A 19,618-nucleotide genomic window follows, 5' to 3' on the forward strand; every position below is an offset into this window, starting at 1 on the left:
CAACGTGCGCATAGTGACGCGTCGGCGTGTCATATTCTACGTGTGACGTAGAAATGGTGATACCACGCGCTTTCTCTTCTGGCGCATTGTCAATTTGTGCGAAGTCGCGAGCAGAACCACCGTAGTGCTTTGCAAGGACAGTGGTGATCGCGGCCGTAAGCGTAGTTTTACCGTGGTCAACGTGACCGATAGTACCTACGTTTACGTGCGGCTTAGAACGTTCAAACTTTGCTTTAGCCATTGCTATTTCCTTTTTAAGTTTAAAGCCCGGTCCGAGGACCGGGACCAGACCTCAACTATTCTTTGTCTTTGGTTGCACGAGCAGCGATAACTGCTTCAGCGACATTCGTTGGCGCTTCTTGATACTTCAAGAATTCCATCGCGTACGATGCACGACCTTGAGTTTGTGAACGCAAGTCGGTTGCATAACCGAACATTTCTGCCAACGGAACCTGAGCACGTACTTGCTTCAGTCCACCTGGGGCATCGTCCATCCCTTCGATCATACCGCGACGACGGTTCAAGTCACCTACTACGTCACCCATGAAGTCTTCAGGGGTAACAACCTCAACCTGCATGATTGGCTCTAGCAGTGCTGGGTTCGCTTGCAGGGCACCTTTCTTGAAGCCCATGCTACCGGCGATCTTAAACGCCATTTCGTTTGAGTCAACATCGTGGTAAGAACCATCGAACAAGGTGACCTTGACGCCCAATACTGGGAAGCCTGCAAGTACACCGTTCTGCATCTGCTCTTGACAACCTTTGTCAACGGCAGGGATGTATTCTTTTGGTACCACACCACCAACGATTTCGTTTACGAACTCGTAAGTTGCGCGCTCTTCTTCGTCTTTCTTAGCAGGCGACGTATCAAGCTCAAGTGGCTCCATACGTAACCAAACGTGACCGTACTGACCACGACCACCAGACTGACGAACGAACTTGCCTTCGATTTCCACTTTCTTGCGGATCGTTTCACGGTACGCAACTTGTGGTTTACCGACGTTACACTCAACCTTAAATTCACGCTTCATACGATCAACGATGATATCAAGGTGAAGTTCACCCATACCAGAGATGATCGTCTGACCTGACTCTTCATCGGTTTTCACGCGGAAAGACGGATCTTCTGCAGCCAATTTACCTAAGGCAATACCCATTTTCTCTTGGTCTGCTTTAGTCTTCGGCTCAACAGCAACCGAGATGACCGGCTCTGGGAATTCCATCCGCTCAAGAACAACGATGCGATCGTGTGAACACAGGGTGTCACCCGTCGTGACGTCTTTCAAGCCGATTGCAGCCGCGATGTCACCTGCACGAACTTCTTTCAGTTCTTGACGGTCATTCGCGTGCATCTGCACGATACGGCCGAAACGTTCTTTCTTCTCTTTCACTGAGTTGTAAACTGAGTCACCTGAGTTTACAACACCTGAGTAAACGCGGAAGAACGTCAACGTTCCTACGAACGGGTCAGTTGCGATTTTGAACGCGAGTGCCGCGAACGGCTCGTCGTCACTTGAACCACAACGCATTTCTTCGCCTTTCTCGTCTAGACCACGGATGTCTTTTACTTCCGTTGGTGACGGCAAGTATTCGATAACCGCGTCAAGAACCGCTTGAACGCCTTTGTTCTTAAATGCAGAACCACACAGAACAGGCACGATCTCGCCATTCAATGTCCGCTCACGCAAACCTTGCTTGATCTCTGCTTCAGTCAGCTCACCTTCTTCAAGGTACTTGTTCATGAGCTCTTCGTTCGCTTCAGCCGCAGCTTCAACCAACTCATTGTGCAGCTCTTCTGCTTCGTCTTGCAGATCCGCTGGGATCGCTTCGTAAGTGAAAGTCATCCCCTGGTCGTCTTCGTTCCAGTTAATGGCCTTCATTTTCACGAGGTCAACAACCCCTTTGAAGTCTTCTTCCGCACCAATTGGAATCTGGATTGGAACAGCAACAGCTGCCAAACGGGTTTTCATCTGCTTCACAACGTTCATGAAGTCTGCACCCATACGGTCCATCTTGTTGACGAAAACCATACGTGGAACTTCATATTTGTTGGCCTGACGCCAAACCGTTTCAGTTTGCGGCTGTACACCAGATGATGCACACAGAACAACAACAGCACCGTCCAGTACACGCAATGAACGCTCTACCTCAACGGTAAAGTCAACGTGTCCCGGGGTGTCGATGATGTTTACACGGTGCTCTTCGAACTGTGCATCCATACCTTTCCAGAAACAGGTAACAGCTGCAGACGTGATGGTAATTCCACGCTCTTGCTCCTGCTCCATCCAGTCGGTGGTTGCAGCGCCGTCATGTACTTCACCCAGTTTGTGTGACAAACCGGTGTAGAAAAGTACACGCTCAGTGGTGGTGGTTTTACCTGCGTCTACGTGAGCACAGATACCGATATTACGGTAGCGCTCAATCGATGTTTTTCTTGCCACAATTGCTTCCTCTTAAATTAGAGATTTGAGCGTGAATTGATTACCAGCGATAGTGAGCAAACGCTTTGTTTGCTTCTGCCATGCGGTGTACGTCCTCACGCTTCTTCACTGCAGAACCTTTGTTCTGAGAAGCATCTAGCATTTCACCCGCCAGACGTTGAGCCATAGATTTTTCACCACGGCCGCGTGCAGCGTCGACCATCCAGCGCATTGCCAGCGTGTTACGACGAACAGGACGAACTTCTACTGGCACCTGATAGGTCGAACCACCTACACGGCGAGATTTAACCTCAACCGCAGGACGGATGTTATCCAGCGCACCTTCGAATACTTCGAGGTGATCTTTTCCAGCTTTTTGCGCAACGATGTCTAAAGCACCGTATACGATATTTTCAGCGACTGATTTTTTACCATCAACCATGACAACGTTGATGAACTTTGCCAACAACTCTGATCCGAACTTAGGGTCCGGCAGGATTTTACGTTGACCGACGACGCGTCTTCTAGGCATTAGAATTCTCCGATATCTTCAGGGATAACCCAAAACTTACAAATTTTTAGTTTGGCCTTACTCGAACGGAGAACCGTTAAGATTTAGGCCGCTTAACGCCGTACTTAGAACGGCCTTGCTTACGATCTTTTACGCCAGCGCAGTCAAGTGCGCCGCGAACGGTGTGATAACGCACACCTGGCAGGTCTTTTACACGACCGCCACGAATCAAGATGACACTGTGCTCTTGCAGGTTATGGCCTTCACCACCGATGTATGAAGTTACTTCATAACCGTTGGTCAAACGCACACGACATACTTTACGCAATGCTGAGTTTGGTTTTTTAGGGGTGGTGGTATATACGCGAGTACATACGCCACGCTTCTGTGGGCAAGCTTGCAGAGCCGGAACGTTGCTTTTCTCAACCGGCTTCTTGCGTCCTTTGCGCACTAATTGGTTAACTGTTGCCATGGTTTCTCCAAATAATTCATTTACAACAAGCTAAAGTGCTCGTGTGGATATCCACCCAAGCACTCCGCCAGTTTTCATGGTATCAGTCGCTAAATCGGTACCATAAAAACGGTTGAATCCCCGAAATTGGGGAGGCCGAATTTTATAGGTCATTCCTTGCACTGTCAAGCAAACGCGGCGAGGCGTATTTGAGGTAGGGGGATGAAAGCGTGATAGCGACTGATGGCAGTTGGCTGAGCGGCACATCGATGTGCCGCCCGATCAAAAACGATTACTGCTCTTGCACATCGTCTCGGGGGAAACGCACCTCACTCACTTGCACATTAATTAAATTTCCGTCTGCGTCATAATGTAAATACGGGGTGACCACAATGATTTCACTAGCCGTGAGATAACGCTGCTCAGAGGAAGTCACAGACTCGCCCGAACTCTGCGTGTAGAACTGCTGCGTATCTGCAATTGAAAACTCGCCTATATGTGCCGCATCTCTCGGTAAGTTAAGCGGATGCACATAGAAGATTTCTCCCGCGTTGTTGATTCCGACCACAAGGTGCTGTTGTCCCAAATGGACTAATTCGACGCAGCTCTTATTACATGACAGTGCGTCGGAAGGAATTTGGGTCGGTTTTGATGCGGCATTGGCTGGAGTGGAAAGAAGCGTAATTGTTGATAAAGCAATCGCAATAAGGCTAATTAACGTTTTCATGTCCTTTTGTCCTTTTGTCCTTTTGTCCTTTTGTCCTTTTGTCCTTTTGTCTTTTTGTCTTTTTGTCTTTTTGTCTTTTTTAACATAATGGTGTTTCGTAATGCCCTCCGAGACTAGCAACTAACTCACCTTATCGCAAAGATTGCTCCAGGAGAAACGTACGTGACTAACAAAAAAGGCCCCGAAGGGCCTTTTCATTTTTCGATACGCAATCGATTACTCTGCGTCTGAAGATTCGTCTTTATCAGACCCTTCGTTCAGTGCTTCGCTGAGCTGTTGCTCTGCTTCTGCTGCGGTGATCGTGGTTGCCATCGCCGCGCGGCGTTTACGCTGCCGCTCTTGATGATAAGCAAAACCAGTACCGGCTGGGATCAGACGCCCTACGATGACGTTTTCTTTCAGTCCACGTAGTGCATCTTCTTTGCCCTGTACAGCAGCTTCGGTCAATACACGTGTGGTCTCTTGGAACGAGGCCGCAGAAATAAACGACTCCGTTGAAAGTGACGCTTTGGTAATACCAAGCAGCTGACGCTCATATCGCGCAGGCATTTTACCCGCCGCTTCGAGCGCGCGGTTGATTTCAACCACTTTCGAGTATTCTGCCTGTTCGCCTTCGAGTAGCTCAGAATCCCCTGCATTGGTAATAATTACTTTACGCAACATCTGACGTACGATGACTTCAATGTGCTTATCGTTAATTTTTACCCCTTGCAGACGGTAAACTTCCTGAACTTCGTTGACGATATAGTTCGCAACGGCAGAGATACCACGCAAGCGCAGAATATCTTGTGGGGCTTCTGGACCATCCGCGATAACTTCACCACGTGTCACTTGTTCCCCTTCGAAGACGTTCAACTGGCGCCACTTCGGAATCATCTCTTCGTAATGATCGCCACCATCCATTGGAGTAATCATTAAACGACGCTTGCCTTTGGTTTCTTTACCAAATGACACGGTTCCAGTGACTTCTGCAAGAATTGCAGGCTCTTTCGGTTTCCGCGCTTCGAACAAGTCGGCAACACGCGGGAGACCACCGGTAATATCACGAGTTTTCGACCCTTCTTGCGGAATACGCGCAAGGGTGTCCCCGATATTTACCGTTGAACCATCGTTCAAGCTGACAATTGCGCCGCCTGGTAAGAAGTACTGAGCTGGCATGTCGGTGCCAGGAATCATCACGTCTTTACCTTTCGCGTCGACCAACTTCACCGTTGGACGCATGTCCTTCCCAGCGCTTGTCCGTTGTCCTGTTTCCAGAATAACGGTGCTGCTCAGGCCGGTCAGTTCGTCTGTTTGCGTGGTGATTGTCACGCCGTCGATCATGTCAACGAACTTAATGTTACCTGCCACCTCGGTAATGATTGGGTGTGTATGCGGATCCCAGTTTGCCACGGTTTCACCAGCAGCAACTTCATCCCCATCACGCTTCTTCAATACCGCACCGTAAGGCACTTTATAGCGCTCACGTTCTGCACCGTGCTGGTCGATCAGCGTCAATTCAGCTGAACGCGATGTAATCACCAAGTGCTTGTCACTGTTCTCAACGGTTTTCGCGTTGTGTAACTTAATGCGACCTGCATTCTTCACTTGCACCGCGCTTTCTGCCGATGCCCGTGATGCCGCACCACCGATGTGGAAGGTACGCATCGTTAACTGCGTGCCTGGCTCACCGATTGATTGTGCAGCGATAACCCCGATCGCTTCACCTTCGTTGACCATGTGGCCACGAGCCAAGTCACGACCATAACAGTGTCCACAGACACCGTGGATGCTGTCACAGGTAATAACTGAACGAACTTTTACTTCATCAATTGAATGTTCTTCAAGGATGTCGCAGTTCTTTTCGTCGAGCAGCGTGTTGCGTGGCAACAAGACTTTATCCGTTCCAGGAATTAGGACGTCATCACACACCACGCGGCCTAATACACGCTCGCGCAGCGGCTCTACAACATCACCACCCTCGATCAACGGCTTCATCGTCAAGCCATCCAAGGTGCCACAATCTGGCTCATTGATGACAAGGTCTTGTGCAACGTCGACCAAACGACGCGTCAAGTAACCCGAGTTCGCGGTTTTCAATGCGGTATCCGCAAGACCTTTCCGCGCACCGTGGGTTGAGATGAAGTACTGAAGAACGTTCAGACCTTCACGGAAGTTCGCAACGATCGGCGTTTCGATGATTGAGCCATCTGGTTTCGCCATCAGACCCCGCATACCTGCGAGCTGACGAATCTGCGCGGGGCTACCCCGTGCACCAGAGTCGGCCATCATATAAACTGAGTTAAATGATTGCTGCTCTTCTTGCTCGCCTTTCGCGTTGGTGACCTGCTCTTTCGAGAGGTTTTCCATCATCGCTTTCGAGACTTTTTCATTCGCCGTTGACCAGATATCGATAACCTTGTTGTATTTCTCACCCGCGGTTACGAGACCTTGCTCAAACTGCTCCTGAATTTCAGCAACTTGTTTTTCTGCATCTTCAATGATCACAGACTTCGCATCTGGAATTTCCATGTCATTGATACCGACCGATGCACCAGACACCATCGCATAATGGAAACCGGTGTACATCAATTGGTCAGCAAAAATAACGGTGCGCTTCAGACCGCAATCCCGGTATGCACGGTTCAATAAGCGTGAAATTTGCTTCTTGCCCATGTTTTGGTTGATTGCGTCATAGGGAATTCCCTCAGGCAGAATCAGTGAGAAAATGGCACGGCCAACGGTCGTGTCCACAATTTTCACTTCTTCGGTCCGCTCACCTTCTTCAGTGAAGAGCACTTCTTTAATGCGAACCTTTACGCGGGCGTGCAGTTCAGCCATGCCCGTCCGGTATGCTTTCTCGGCTTCTTTCGGGCTCTTGAAGGACATGCCCTCACCCTTGCCGTTGACGCGCTCACGCGTCATGTAATACACACCAAGAACAACGTCCTGTGAAGGAACGATAATTGGCTCACCCGATGCAGGCGACAACACGTTGTTGGTCGACATCATCAGTGCACGTGCTTCCATTTGCGCTTCGAGCGTTAATGGAACGTGGACAGCCATTTGGTCACCGTCGAAGTCTGCGTTGTAGGCCGCACACACCAATGGGTGCAACTGAATCGCTTTACCTTCGATCAACACCGGCTCAAACGCTTGGATACCCAAACGGTGGAGGGTCGGTGCACGGTTCAGAAGCACCGGATGCTCGCGAATTACTTCGTCGAGGATATCCCATACTTCCGCGGTTTCCCGCTCAACCATTTTCTTCGCTGCTTTGATCGTGGTTGCAAGACCACGCCCTTCGAGCTTGCCATAGATAAACGGCTTGAACAGCTCAAGCGCCATCTTCTTCGGCAAACCACACTGGTGCAAACGCAGTTTCGGACCGACGGTAATCACCGAACGACCTGAGTAGTCAACACGCTTACCAAGAAGGTTTTGACGGAAACGACCTTGCTTCCCTTTGATCATGTCTGCAAGAGACTTCAATGGGCGCTTGTTTGAACCGGTGATTGCACGTCCGCGACGGCCGTTATCCAACAACGCGTCAACCGCTTCTTGTAACATCCGCTTTTCATTGCGCACAATGATGTCTGGAGCTGCAAGGTCAAGAAGACGCTTCAAACGGTTATTCCGGTTGATCACACGACGATAAAGGTCGTTCAAATCAGAGGTCGCAAAGCGGCCGCCGTCCAATGGTACCAACGGACGCAAATCCGGCGGCAACACAGGCAGCACTTGGAGAATCATCCACTCAGGCTTGTTGCCTGACTGATGGAACGACTCAAGCAACTTAAGACGTTTGGTAATCTTCTTGCGCTTAGTCTCTGAGTTGGTTTCCGGCAATTCTTCACGCAATGCTTTGATTTGACCTTCCAGATCGACTTCACGCAACAAATGCAAAATCGCTTCTGCACCCATTTTCGCTTCGAAGTCATCCCCGAACTCTTCGAGTGAATCCAAATATTCTTCTTCACCCAGCAATGAACCCACTTCTAAGGTGGTCATTCCCGCGTCAATGACAACATACGATTCGAAGTACAGGATGCGCTCGATATCCCGAAGCGTCATGTCGAGCATCAAGCCAATCCGGCTTGGTAGCGACTTCAAGAACCAAATGTGAGCAACTGGGCTTGCCAGTTCAATGTGACCCATACGCTCGCGACGTACTTTGGTCAGGGTGACTTCAACGCCACACTTCTCACAGATCACACCACGGTGCTTCAAGCGCTTGTACTTGCCGCACAAACACTCGTAGTCTTTCACTGGACCAAAAATTCGTGCACAGAACAAACCGTCCCGCTCTGGCTTGAATGTCCGGTAGTTGATGGTTTCCGGCTTTTTAACTTCCCCATAAGACCAGCTACGAATCTGATCAGGTGAGGCCAAAGAGATTCGAATCCGATCGAACTCTTCGTTGTCTTTCATTGGCTTCAGAAACTTCAATAAATCTTTCACGTTTCATCTCCTGTCGGAGTTAACCTAGCCGGAGGCCGAAACCTCCGGCGGCGCTTACTCAATGCGTTTCGCGTATGCGATACGGTGCTTACTCGTCTTCCAGCTCGATATTAATACCGAGCGAACGGATTTCTTTCAGCAATACGTTGAACGACTCAGGCATACCCGGATCCATTTCGTGGTTGCCGTCGACGATGTTCTTGTACATCTTCGTCCGGCCGTTCACGTCATCCGATTTCACCGTCAGCATTTCTTGCAACGTATACGCCGCTCCGTAAGCTTCAAGGGCCCACACTTCCATCTCACCGAAGCGCTGACCACCGAACTGTGCTTTACCACCCAACGGCTGCTGCGTGACCAAGCTGTACGAACCGGTTGAACGCGCATGCATCTTATCGTCCACCAAGTGGTTCAACTTCAGCATGTACATGTAACCGACCGTTACTGGACGCTCAAAGGTATCACCCGTGCGACCGTCAAATAGCTTAACCTGACCTGAGGTCGGCAAACCTGCGATATCGAGAAGCTCTTTGATCTCCGTCTCTATCGCACCGTCGAATACCGGTGACGCAACAGGCAGACCTTTTTTCAGGTTCTCTGCGAGGCGCAACACTTCCTCGTCGGTGAAGCTCTTGATGTCAACGTCCTGACGACCTTTCCCGATGTCATAGACTTTCTGCAAGAACTCACGCAACTCGGCAATCTTACGCTGCTCAACAAGCATCGCTTCGATCCGCTTCCCGATACCCCGTGCCGCAGCACCCAGGTGGGTTTCAAGAATCTGTCCGACGTTCATCCGCGAAGGAACACCCAACGGGTTCAATACGATATCGACCGGCTCGCCGTTCTCATCGTAAGGCATATCTTCAACAGGAACGATGGTGGAAATAACACCTTTGTTTCCGTGACGACCTGCCATCTTGTCACCTGGCTGGATGCGACGTTTCACCGCAAGGTAAACTTTTACGATCTTCAGGACACCCGGCTGTAAATCATCACCTTGGGTAATCTTGCGACGCTTCTCTTCAAAGCGCTTGTCGTAATCGTTGCGTAACTCTTCATACTGCTGCGCAATGTGCTCAAGATCTTGCTGAGCAGACTCATCTTTCAGGTTCTGAGTTAACCACTTCGCTCGCTCCATAGACGCCAATTTTGACTCATCAAAACCGTTTCCAAGTAGCAAGGTACGAACCCGCGCATACAGACCTTCTTCAAGAATCTTGAACTCATCGGTGAGGTCTTTCTTCACCTGAGCCAGCTGCATCGCTTCGATATCCAAAGCACGCTTATCTTTCTCGACACCATCACGGGTAAAGACTTGAACGTCAATAACGGTTCCACTCACACCATTTGGTACGCGCAATGAACTGTCTTTTACGTCAGAGGCTTTTTCACCGAAGATTGCACGGAGGAGCTTCTCTTCTGGGGTCAGCTGCGTTTCGCCTTTTGGCGTTACTTTACCCACTAAGATGTCGCCACCGTTCACTTCTGCACCAATATATACAACGCCAGATTCATCTAGCTTACTCAGCGCAGACTCACCCACGTTCGGGATATCGGCAGTGATTTCTTCAGCACCCAATTTGGTGTCACGCGCCACACAGTTCAGTTCCTGAATGTGGATGGTGGTTAACCGGTCTTCTTGCACGACACGCTCAGAAACGAGGATCGAGTCTTCGAAGTTGTAACCATTCCATGGCATAAACGCCACGCGCATATTTTGACCCAGTGCCAGCTCACCTAAGTCCGTTGACGGACCGTCTGCGAGAACATCTCCACGCATGACGGGCTCACCATCTTTCACACAAGGCTTCTGATTAATACACGTATTTTGGTTTGAACGGGTATACTTGGTCAGGTTGTAGATGTCGATGCCCGCTTCACCTGGGACCATCTCTTCTTCATTGACCTTCACCACGATACGGGCTGCGTCGACATAATCAACAACACCACCCCGCTTCGCAACAACGGTTACACCTGAGTCGACTGCAACCGTCCGCTCAATCCCGGTCCCGACCAGCGGCTTATCCGCACGCAGGGTAGGAACCGCCTGACGTTGCATGTTTGAACCCATCAAGGCACGGTTAGCGTCATCGTGCTCAAGGAATGGAATCAAGCTCGCTGCGATCGATACGATCTGCTGCGGCGCAACGTCCATGAATTGGACTTGTTCTTTTGTGGTCAGCGTGAACTCGCCGTTATGGCGGCACGGCACCAAGTCTTCAACGATATTGCCGTTGTCGTCGAGGATAATGTTCGCCTGGGCGATCACATATTTGCCTTCTTCGATAGCAGACAAATACTCAACGTCATCAGACACCACACCTTTCTCGACTTTCCGATACGGGGTTTCTAGGAAACCGTACTCGTTGGTCCGTGAGAAGGTTGCCAATGAGTTGATCAAACCGATGTTTGGACCTTCCGGCGTTTCGATTGGACACAGACGACCGTAGTGCGTCGGGTGAACGTCACGAACTTCGAAGCCCGCACGCTCACGGGTCAAACCGCCTGGACCTAGCGCAGAAATACGACGCTTGTGCGTCACTTCTGACAATGGGTTGTTTTGGTCCATGAACTGAGACAGCTGGCTCGAACCGAAAAACTCTTTCACCGCTGCAGAAATTGGCTTCGCGTTGATCAGGTCTTGCGGCATGATGGCATCCAGATCGCCCAAACTCAGACGCTCTTTCACCGCACGCTCTACACGGACCAAGCCCACACGGAATTGGTTTTCTGCCATTTCACCGACCGAACGGATACGACGGTTACCAAGGTGATCGATATCATCCACCACGTCTTGGCCATTCCGGATCTCGATCAGCTTGCGCATAACATCGACGATGTCTTCACGACTCAGGGTACCGGCACCGGTCAACTCATCGCGACCGAGGCGACGGTTGAACTTCATGCGCCCGACCGTTGAGAGGTCATAGCGATCTTCAGAGAAGAACAGGTTTTCAAACAAGCTTTCAGCCGCTTCTTTCGTGGGCGGCTCGCCTGGACGCATCATGCGATAGATTTCAACCAAGGCTTCGAGGCGATTGCTGCTTGGGTCAATGCGCAGGGTTTCGCTCACGTATGGGCCGTGATCTAAATCATTGACGAACAGGGTTTCAAATTTCTTGAAGCCAGCTTCACGCAACTTCGCTAAGAGCTCGAGCGTAATGATATCGTTTGCTTTCGCAACGACTTCACCGGTCTTCTTCTCAACGTAATCTTTGGTTAGCACTTTGCCAACGAGGTAATCAAGCGGCACTTCCATCTCTTTAATGCCGAGATCAGAAAGCTGCTTGATGTGACGAGCTGTCACGCGACGGCCTTTTTCGACGATTACATCACCGTCTGGGCTCTTGATTTCGAACAATGCGGTTTCACCACGCAGACGCTCGGCAATCAAGGTCATAAATACTTTGTCGCGACGGATCTCGAAGTTGTTCTTCTCAAAGAACATCTCGAGGATTTGCTCGTCGGTGTAGTCTAACGCACGCAAGATGATGGTCGCTGGTAGCTTCCGGCGACGGTCAATCCGTACAAATACGTTGTCTTTTGGATCGAACTCGAAGTCCAACCAAGAACCACGGTAAGGAATCACGCGTGCGTTATAGAGAACTTTTCCTGAAGAGTGTGTTTTTCCACGATCGTGATCATAGAACACACCAGGAGAACGATGCAGCTGAGAGACGATAACCCGCTCGGTCCCATTAATAACAAAGGTCCCGTTTTCAGTCATGAGCGGAATTTCGCCCATGTAGACTTCCTGCTCTTTTATTTGCTTAATAGTTCCCGCAGGCGCGTCTTTGTCATACATGACCATACGCAGGGTAACACGCAAAGGAGCAGAGTAAGTGACGCCACGAATTTGACATTCTTTCACGTCAAAAACAGGGTCACCTAGACGGTAACTGACATACTGCAATTCAGCATTACCAGAATAGCTCGCAATCGGGAAGACGGAACGGAACGCCGCTTCAAGTCCGTATTCGCCTTCTGGATCGGCGTCAATGAACTTTTTGAATGAGTCGAGCTGAATTGAGAGCAGGTAAGGGACTTCAAGCACTTGCGGGCGCTTTCCAAAGTCCTTACGAATACGTTTTTTTTCAGAGTAGGAGTACGCCATGGGGTTCCTCAGCTAGCTGATTTCTGACCCGAGCCACCAATTGGATGATGGCTGCCAACAGATTTCGTCACAATCCGTTCGCCTGTATTTTCGTTGTCGATACACCCTGCAACACAGGAAAATCGGATGTATCCTTTTTAGCGCAAAAAGCCTGGTGACTATATAGTCACCAGGCCAAAGCCGTTAAAGGCCTCGTTGCGAATCAAGTGTCTTACTTGATCTCAACTTCTGCACCAGCTTCTTCAAGCTCTTTCTTCAGTGCTTCAGCGTCGCCTTTAGAGATGCCTTCTTTAACCGCTACTGGAGCTGATTCAACCAACGCCTTCGCTTCTTTCAGGCCAAGTCCAGTTGCTGCACGTACTGCTTTGATTGCGCCAACTTTGTTCGCACCAGCAGACTTCAACATTACTGTGAACTCAGTTTGCTCTTCTGCAGCTTCAGCAGCGGCAGCAGGACCAGCAGCTACTGCAACAGCAGCAGACGCGTCAACACCGAATTTTTCTTCAGCAGCTTCGATCAGCTCAACCAGTTCCATTACTGGCATTTCAGCGATCGCGTTTAAGATATCTTCTTTAGTCAGAGCCATTTCTCTAAACTCCTGGGTTATGTAAATAAAAGTAAATTGTTAAATCGCTTATTTGGCGTCTTTGATTGCCGACAAAACGCGTACAAACTTCGTAGGTACTTCGTTGATAGTACGAACGAACTTGGTAACAGGCGCTTTGAAGGTCGCAAGCAATTTTGCCAACGCTTCGTCGCGTGTCGGAAGTGATGCAACAGCCTCGAGTTTCTCAGGACCGAGCAAACCAGAACCGATAGACAATGCTGTCACTTTCAGGTGCTTTGATTCTTTCTGGGCATCTTTGAGCAGGCGCGCAGCGGCTCCTGGTGCATCAATAGAAAACCCGTAAACCAATGGACCTTTCAGTGCAGGCTCGATGTCTTCAAACTTAGTGCCTTCAAGAGCGCGCTTTGCCAATGTGTTCCGAATAACTTTCAGATACACACCTTGAGCACGAGCTTGACGACGCAGTTTGGTCAGCTCTGCAACTTCCATTCCACGATACTCAGCAACAGCGACGGATAGAGCTTCTTGAGCAACATCGTTAATTTCTTTAACGATTGCCTTTTTTGCTACTAAACCTAGTGCCACTAGTATCACCTCTTTTATAAGCTTCCGGCTTACGCCTTCGGCTTGACGTTACAATGTGATGAGTCATGCAAATACACTTCTCATCGCCTTGTCACGGTGAATCTCTACCCAGAGAGTCTGAGCTGGATATCACCATCTGCGCAGGCTTTCAAAGATTAAGCCATTACCTCTCGGGAATGGCGCCTGCGGTCTTGGATGGGAGCCACATCATAATGAGAGGCGACTCCAACCCTAAAACTTAAACAGATTTAATTAGCTACGGACGTCCAATGTACCTTGGTCGACCCGTACGCCAGCACCCATCGTAGTTGACAGGCTCACGCGTTGAATGAACGCGCCTTTCGCAGTTGAAGGTTTCGCTTTTTTCAGCGCAATCAACAATGCTTCTAAATTCTCTTTCAGCTTCACGTCGTCGAAATCAACGCGGCCGATAGTGCAGTGAATGATACCGTTCTTATCGTTACGGTACCGAACCTGACCAGCTTTCGCGTTCTTAACTGCAGTTTCAACGTCTGGCGTCACAGTTCCGGTCTTCGGGTTTGGCATCAAACCACGTGGACCCAAGATCTGACCCAACATACCTACAACGCGCATTGCGTCTGGCGATGCGATAACGACGTCAAAATTCATTTCGCCTTTCTTCACTTGCTCAGCGAGATCTTCCATACCGACGAGGTCTGCACCGGCGGCTTTGGCTTTCTCAGCATTTGCACCTGAAGTAAATACCGCAACGCGAACGTCACGGCCAGTGCCGTTTGGCAGTACTGTTGCACCACGAACGTTTTGGTCTGATTTACGCGCGTCGATACCGAGGTTAACTGCTACGTCAACGCTTTCAGTGAACTTCGCAGTCGCAAGCTTTTTCAAAAGCGTGAGTGCTTCATTGATTTCGTAATCACGGCTGTTGTCGACCGCTTCACGGATTGCGCGCATGCGCTTAGTTAAACGTGCCATGGTGCCTTACCCCTCTACCTTAAGACCCATTGAACGCGCAGAACCGGCGATGGTGCGAACAGCAGCATCGAGGTCAGCAGCGGTCAGGTCCGGTTCTTTCATCTTTGCGATCTCTTCCAACTGAGCACGGGTAACAGTTCCCACTTTCTCAGTGTTAGGACGTCCTGAACCACTCTTGATACCAGCCGCTTTTTTCAGCAAGAAAGCCGCAGGAGGGGTTTTGGTGATGAATGTGAAAGAACGGTCTTCGAAGACTGAAATTTCAACTGGAACTGGCGCGCCCTTTTCGAGCTGGTCAGTTGCCGCGTTGAACGCTTTACAGAATTCCATGATGTTCACACCGTGTTGACCCAATGCTGGACCAACTGGCGGTGAAGGGTTTGCCGCACCGGCTGCTACTTGCAGCTTGATGATGGCAGAAACTTTCTTAGCCATGATTAAACCTCTGTTTTATTGGGTTAAACGCCTCGTAAGCCAAGAGGAGACTTACTCAAACGGCTTCCCAAATGTGAAAAAACGGAGGCGGATTGTATAGGAATCCGCCACCATGATCAAGCCTTTTCGACTTGTCCGAAATCCAAATCAACCGGCGTGGACCGGCCAAAAATAGATACTGAAACTTTGACGCGACTCTTTTCGTAGTCGACTTCTTCAACGGTTCCGTTGAAGTCTGCGAATGGACCGTCATTGACGCGAACCACTTCACCTGGCTCAAACAGGGTTTTCGGACGCGGACGATCAGCATTTTCGGTCAGTCGGTTGAGAATTAAATCTGCTTCTTTTTGCGAAATCGGTGCTGGGCGCTCTGCAGTCCCGCCAATGAAGCCCAAGACCCGCGGCGTACTCTTCACTAAGTGCCACGTATCTTCGTCCATGACCATTTCAACCAGAACATATCCTGGGAAAAACTTGCGCTCGCTTTTACGGCGCTGGGTGCCCTTCATTTCCACGACTTCTTCGGTAGGTACGAGAATCTGACCGAACTTCTCTTCCATGCCGTGCGTTTTCACGTACTCAGCAAGGGTTTTCGCTACACGCCCTTCGTATCCTGAGAAGGCTTGTACGACATACCAACGTTTTTTCTTCGGTTCAGTCATAGCTCAGCTCCTTAAACGGTGATACCGGTCGCGAGGCCAACAACCCGCACGAGAATACCGTCTAGACCCCAAAGAATAAGGGCGACGATTAATGTCACGACAAGCACGATAAGTGTTGTCTGTGATGCTTCTTTCCGCGTTGGCCATACAACCTTGCGCACTTCAGTGCGGCTTTCTTTAGCAAAACCGAGGAAAACCCGACCTTTTGTCGTTTGTGATGCAACAAATGCCGCTACTGCAACAGCGATGACAACGCCCGCCGCACGCAACACAACTGACATGTCACCGTAGATGTTATTTCCGATTACTGCGCCTGCGAGCAGCAGACCTACGACAACCCACTTCACGACATCCATTGGATTGCCTTGGTTTTCTGTTTTTTCACTCATTATTGCCGGACCTACGTTGATTCAGCTAAAAACTGGCAGGGGTGGAGGGATTCGAACCCCCAACCGTCGGTTTTGGAGACCGCTGTTCTACCAATTGGAACTACACCCCTGGAGAAACTTTTCTTCATTCTGAAGGCAGACCAACCTTGCACTACATCGTGGCAATCAAAGGGAGGTTTTTATGAGGCATTCAGAATGGACGCGTCATTATACCCATGACGCGCCCAAAAGCAAGCGAAGAAGCGCCGTGGATCGCCTTCAGCGCTGCTTTGATTTAAGCCGATAAATTTAAAATTGATAACCTAAATTAAATCCGACGGATGTCACATTCCGGACGGAATCCGAGCCATACCCAGCCGACAGACCTAAAATCCAACTCCGTTGATTAGCTCCCTGCGGGAAAAAGTTATAGAGAACCCCCGCCCCATATGTCGTCGAGCTCCGAGAATCCCATTGGCCATCAGAAAAAGTGCTCCGGTGGCTGCTGCCAACCGGACCGATAAACACGCCAAGACCATGGCGATCCGGACGAGTCGAATTCTGACCAATCCAATCGAGACGCTGGTAAGTCAGCGCAATGCCGTAAGTTTCGCCGTAAAACGTCGACGTACTCGTAAGTCCAGCACCTAGCGTCCACCGATCTGTCGAAGTCGTGCGGCTGACCTGCCCTCCGAGGCCACCATACTCAGTTCCTACACCCACGCCAAAGCGAAATGTGGCGTGCCCTTCAGTCTGGGCAATGGCGGGAGCACTTATAGTTGCCGCAAGAAACAGAGCGGTAGAAACCATAAATCGGTGAAACAACACATGAAACATCGGTCACATCCTTGTAAGTACAACATCGTCAGAGACCCGAGGTTATCGACATTCCGTTAACGATGCAAAGCGACCGGTGGTGAAGTTGGCTACGAATTGGTTTTGACTTTCAGATGAGCATAATTGGTAAGTAGCTGATCTACTCCAGCCTGAAGAGCCGTTTCATGCTCTTGAGCCGACGTTGGAAGATATCCAATCACCCGAGCATCCTGTGCATGAAAACGCGAGACGAGCGTTGACGAGAGAACTGGAACGCCACCCACCTTCGGTGGCACCGCATAATACTGACCGGACTCAATTCCGCCCACGCCGGGCAAACCAATTAATGTTGCAACACCTGCCCGGTAACAAGCGTTCTGACGAGCAAGACAAAATGCCTCCGGCATCACATGCGTCAGTTTCTGCTGATGGTCGCGGTCCCAAAATAAGTAGCGAACTTGTTCTCGAAGGAAGCGAGCAACTTCTCCATCTGCCGCGAGCGCCTCGAGGACCTGAACCGTGCGCTCGGCCTGCTCAGGTTTGATATCGAGAATCCAATTCAAATGGCCATAGTGATTAAGTAGCTCATCAAAAAAGAATAAGGATTCGCCGTGAGCTAATGAAAGCGCCTCGAGTTCCTTGCGGGTTAGTTGGTCAATGGGAATGTCCTGGCCACTCACACGCTTCAAATCAGGATCATGACAAAGGACAATATGACCATCTCGCGAGGTGCGCAGATCGGTTTCTAGGTGAGTAAAGTTGAGCGCGATGGCTGCATCAAACGCGGCGCGCGTATTTTCAGTCCGGCGTGGTGTTTTTCCTTCATCATCAAAGATAAACCCACGATGGCTAATCCATTCGGTCATTCGCTACCTGAGCATGCTATGGATGAATCTCAAGTATACCTGAAAAAAGCCACAGCAAGAAAAGCCATCCCTGGCAGCCTCGCCACAGTGAGGTTTTCGGTACCAAGTGCATTCCGTGCACTTTAGAAAAAGCACACTGACACACACTCCGTGCCAGTGCACCCTTGGGGGGGTTAGCCGTTATCGCCGACTACGATGTCGAGCGTCACACCTGCTTCAATCGTGATGTTCTCGCTGTGGAAGAACTCAAGCTCAGTCGCTTCCTCAGGATCATCCTCGGTGTCACAGGTCACCGCAATCGTGTACTGCCCGGCTTGAATAAAGCCGATCTCGAACGGATAGCTCGCCGCACCGTCATAGAACACCGCTGTGCTTGCATACGGACCGTTTTCATCGTCGCTGTTATCAGCCATGTCTTCAAAAGCCACATCATGGCCCGTGAACAAATAAACCGCAGCCACTGGATTCGAAATATCTTCCGGTGCCACTGTACACTCGTTCTCAATCAACAGGACTTCAGCGACCTCGCCTTCGATATGACCCACCTCAGCATTATCCACAAGACGGAGACCACGAGGCTTCAACAGGAAGCCATCCTGCCCCGGAGGCGCTACCATTGCTTTGCGCAGATCAAACTCCAAGGTGTAGTTGAATGTTTGGTTGGCAGTCAAGGTTACGCCATCCAAGCGCAGTTGATTTGAAGGCACGCGCAAACGCTCAATTGAGCCATCCGTTAATTCCACCTCACTGCCATTTGCGATATCTAGGCGCAATTGACCGTACTGGCCCGCCGGAACTTCAGCGTTTAAAATCAGATCTTCAGCCGTCGCGCCTTGCAACGTCAGCAAATCAACGCCTTTCGTGCCAGGAATTGGATTCCCAGAGTCATCCAGACACAAATCGTTGGCAGGCACAGCACCGTTGTCACCGCCAACATCAAAACGTTGCGGTGGAAGACCATTCCCAACCAGCTCGACACTTGAAAAACACACCAGAACTCGCTCGGCAGAATCAACAGGCGCATCACTCAGCCCTAAAGAAAAAATAGCAGTGTTTCCATCATCACTTGAGGAATCACAGGCGCTCAAAGCACCAACCGTCAGGGCTGCGATAGCCGTCGCTTGCATGACGCGATTCAATTTAAAGTTCATCTTTTCTCTCCTATGGCGTATCAACGATAGGTTAACGTAAGTAATAGCAGCTTTATTCCCCCAAGATTGTAAAGAAAGTTCAAACGTCATGATGGTAGCCAACGCAATGCGTTGGGAGCGATGGTTGGAAGCAATGCCGTCGCCGAGTGATGGCCGTAGCCAACGCAATGCGTTGGGAGCGGTGATTGAAAGTAATGCCGTCACCGGATGATAATCGTAGCCAACGCAATGCGTTGGGAGCGATGATTGAAAGCAATGCCGTCGCCGGGTGATGGCCGTAGCCAACGCAATGCGTTGGGAGCGGTGATTGAAAGCAATGCCGTCGCCGGGTGATGGCCGTAGCCAACGCAATGCGTTGGGTGTGAGGGTGGGAAACCCAACGCATTGCGTTGGCTACGATGCCTTCGCGCCGTGGTTGGTATCGAGTAGGAGGAGGCCTCCTGGCCTCCGTCCTCTCACACCACCGGGCATACGGTTCCGTACCACGGCGGTTCATAGGTTACATTTGAGCTGATGGTAACTGTCCATCAGCGATACCAGACCCAGT

The 19,618-nt window shown here is 50.2% G+C and carries 17 protein-coding genes and 1 tRNA gene; 1 reads left to right on the forward strand and 17 read right to left on the reverse strand.

Translation table 11 applies throughout. The features are described from left to right. The 17 genes from CWE11_RS11235 to CWE11_RS11315 all read right to left on the reverse strand — a co-directional run. On the reverse strand, window positions 1-241 hold a 241-nt coding region (locus tag CWE11_RS11235; protein ID WP_241971699.1), incomplete at its 3' end, for a GTP-binding protein. Between the two features lie 55 nt (window positions 242-296). Further along, a complete protein-coding gene (gene fusA / locus CWE11_RS11240) occupies window positions 297-2,441 on the reverse strand; it encodes an elongation factor G (protein ID WP_126777726.1) in 2,145 nt (714 codons plus the stop codon). A gap of 40 nt (window positions 2,442-2,481) precedes the next feature. Beyond that, window positions 2,482-2,952 carry a 30S ribosomal protein S7 gene (gene rpsG / locus CWE11_RS11245; RefSeq protein WP_126777727.1) on the reverse strand — a complete coding sequence of 157 codons (471 nt, stop codon included), beginning with the start codon at window positions 2,950-2,952 and terminating at the stop codon, window positions 2,482-2,484. A 76-nt stretch (window positions 2,953-3,028) separates the two neighbouring features. After that, a complete protein-coding gene (rpsL, locus tag CWE11_RS11250; protein WP_126777728.1) occupies window positions 3,029-3,403 on the reverse strand; it encodes a 30S ribosomal protein S12 in 375 nt (124 codons plus the stop codon). Between the two features lie 271 nt (window positions 3,404-3,674). Further along, window positions 3,675-4,109, reverse strand: coding sequence for a hypothetical protein (locus CWE11_RS11255; protein WP_126777729.1), 435 nt, complete (start codon window positions 4,107-4,109; stop codon window positions 3,675-3,677). Window positions 4,110-4,325: 216 nt separating this feature from the next. Then, window positions 4,326-8,549 carry a DNA-directed RNA polymerase subunit beta' gene (rpoC, locus tag CWE11_RS11260; protein ID WP_126777730.1) on the reverse strand — a complete coding sequence of 1,408 codons (4,224 nt, stop codon included), beginning with the start codon at window positions 8,547-8,549 and terminating at the stop codon, window positions 4,326-4,328. 88 nt (window positions 8,550-8,637) lie between these two features. Continuing rightward, complete coding sequence (gene rpoB, locus CWE11_RS11265) at window positions 8,638-12,666, reverse strand: DNA-directed RNA polymerase subunit beta (RefSeq protein WP_126777731.1); 4,029 nt, start codon at window positions 12,664-12,666, stop codon at window positions 8,638-8,640. A gap of 211 nt (window positions 12,667-12,877) precedes the next feature. Continuing rightward, window positions 12,878-13,252 carry a 50S ribosomal protein L7/L12 gene (gene rplL / locus CWE11_RS11270; RefSeq protein WP_126777732.1) on the reverse strand — a complete coding sequence of 125 codons (375 nt, stop codon included), beginning with the start codon at window positions 13,250-13,252 and terminating at the stop codon, window positions 12,878-12,880. A 48-nt stretch (window positions 13,253-13,300) separates the two neighbouring features. Further along, complete coding sequence (gene rplJ, locus CWE11_RS11275) at window positions 13,301-13,819, reverse strand: 50S ribosomal protein L10 (RefSeq protein WP_126777733.1); 519 nt, start codon at window positions 13,817-13,819, stop codon at window positions 13,301-13,303. Window positions 13,820-14,071: 252 nt separating this feature from the next. Beyond that, window positions 14,072-14,773 (reverse strand): 50S ribosomal protein L1, encoded by a 702-nt coding sequence (rplA, locus tag CWE11_RS11280; protein ID WP_126777734.1) that lies wholly within the window; start codon window positions 14,771-14,773, stop codon window positions 14,072-14,074. Window positions 14,774-14,779: 6 nt separating this feature from the next. Further along, entirely contained in the window at window positions 14,780-15,208 is a 429-nt protein-coding gene (gene rplK, locus CWE11_RS11285) for a 50S ribosomal protein L11 (RefSeq protein ID WP_126777735.1), read from the reverse strand. 116 nt (window positions 15,209-15,324) lie between these two features. After that, window positions 15,325-15,870, reverse strand: a complete 546-nt coding sequence (gene nusG, locus CWE11_RS11290) for a transcription termination/antitermination protein NusG (protein WP_126777736.1) — start codon at window positions 15,868-15,870, stop codon at window positions 15,325-15,327. An 11-nt stretch (window positions 15,871-15,881) separates the two neighbouring features. After that, window positions 15,882-16,259 (reverse strand): preprotein translocase subunit SecE, encoded by a 378-nt coding sequence (gene secE / locus CWE11_RS11295; protein ID WP_126777737.1) that lies wholly within the window; start codon window positions 16,257-16,259, stop codon window positions 15,882-15,884. A 33-nt stretch (window positions 16,260-16,292) separates the two neighbouring features. Beyond that, window positions 16,293-16,369: transfer RNA gene (locus tag CWE11_RS11300), tRNA-Trp, on the reverse strand. Between the two features lie 178 nt (window positions 16,370-16,547). After that, window positions 16,548-17,075 (reverse strand): hypothetical protein, encoded by a 528-nt coding sequence (locus CWE11_RS11305; RefSeq protein ID WP_126777738.1) that lies wholly within the window; start codon window positions 17,073-17,075, stop codon window positions 16,548-16,550. Window positions 17,076-17,164: 89 nt separating this feature from the next. Continuing rightward, window positions 17,165-17,920, reverse strand: a complete 756-nt coding sequence (locus tag CWE11_RS11310; RefSeq protein WP_126777739.1) for a glycerophosphodiester phosphodiesterase — start codon at window positions 17,918-17,920, stop codon at window positions 17,165-17,167. A 173-nt stretch (window positions 17,921-18,093) separates the two neighbouring features. Then, on the reverse strand, window positions 18,094-19,071 hold the full coding sequence (locus tag CWE11_RS11315; protein WP_241971791.1) for a DUF4382 domain-containing protein: 978 nt from the start codon (window positions 19,069-19,071) through the stop codon (window positions 18,094-18,096). 88 nt (window positions 19,072-19,159) lie between these two features. Here CWE11_RS11315 and CWE11_RS12235 point away from each other — a divergent pair, with 88 nt between their 5' ends. Further along, window positions 19,160-19,282 carry a hypothetical protein gene (locus CWE11_RS12235; protein WP_275540967.1) on the forward strand — a complete coding sequence of 41 codons (123 nt, stop codon included), beginning with the start codon at window positions 19,160-19,162 and terminating at the stop codon, window positions 19,280-19,282. Window positions 19,283-19,618 lie beyond the last annotated feature (336 nt).

The sequence above is a fragment of the Aliidiomarina sanyensis genome (genome assembly GCF_003987175.1).
In the GTDB taxonomy this organism is placed as follows: domain Bacteria; phylum Pseudomonadota; class Gammaproteobacteria; order Enterobacterales; family Alteromonadaceae; genus Aliidiomarina; species Aliidiomarina sanyensis.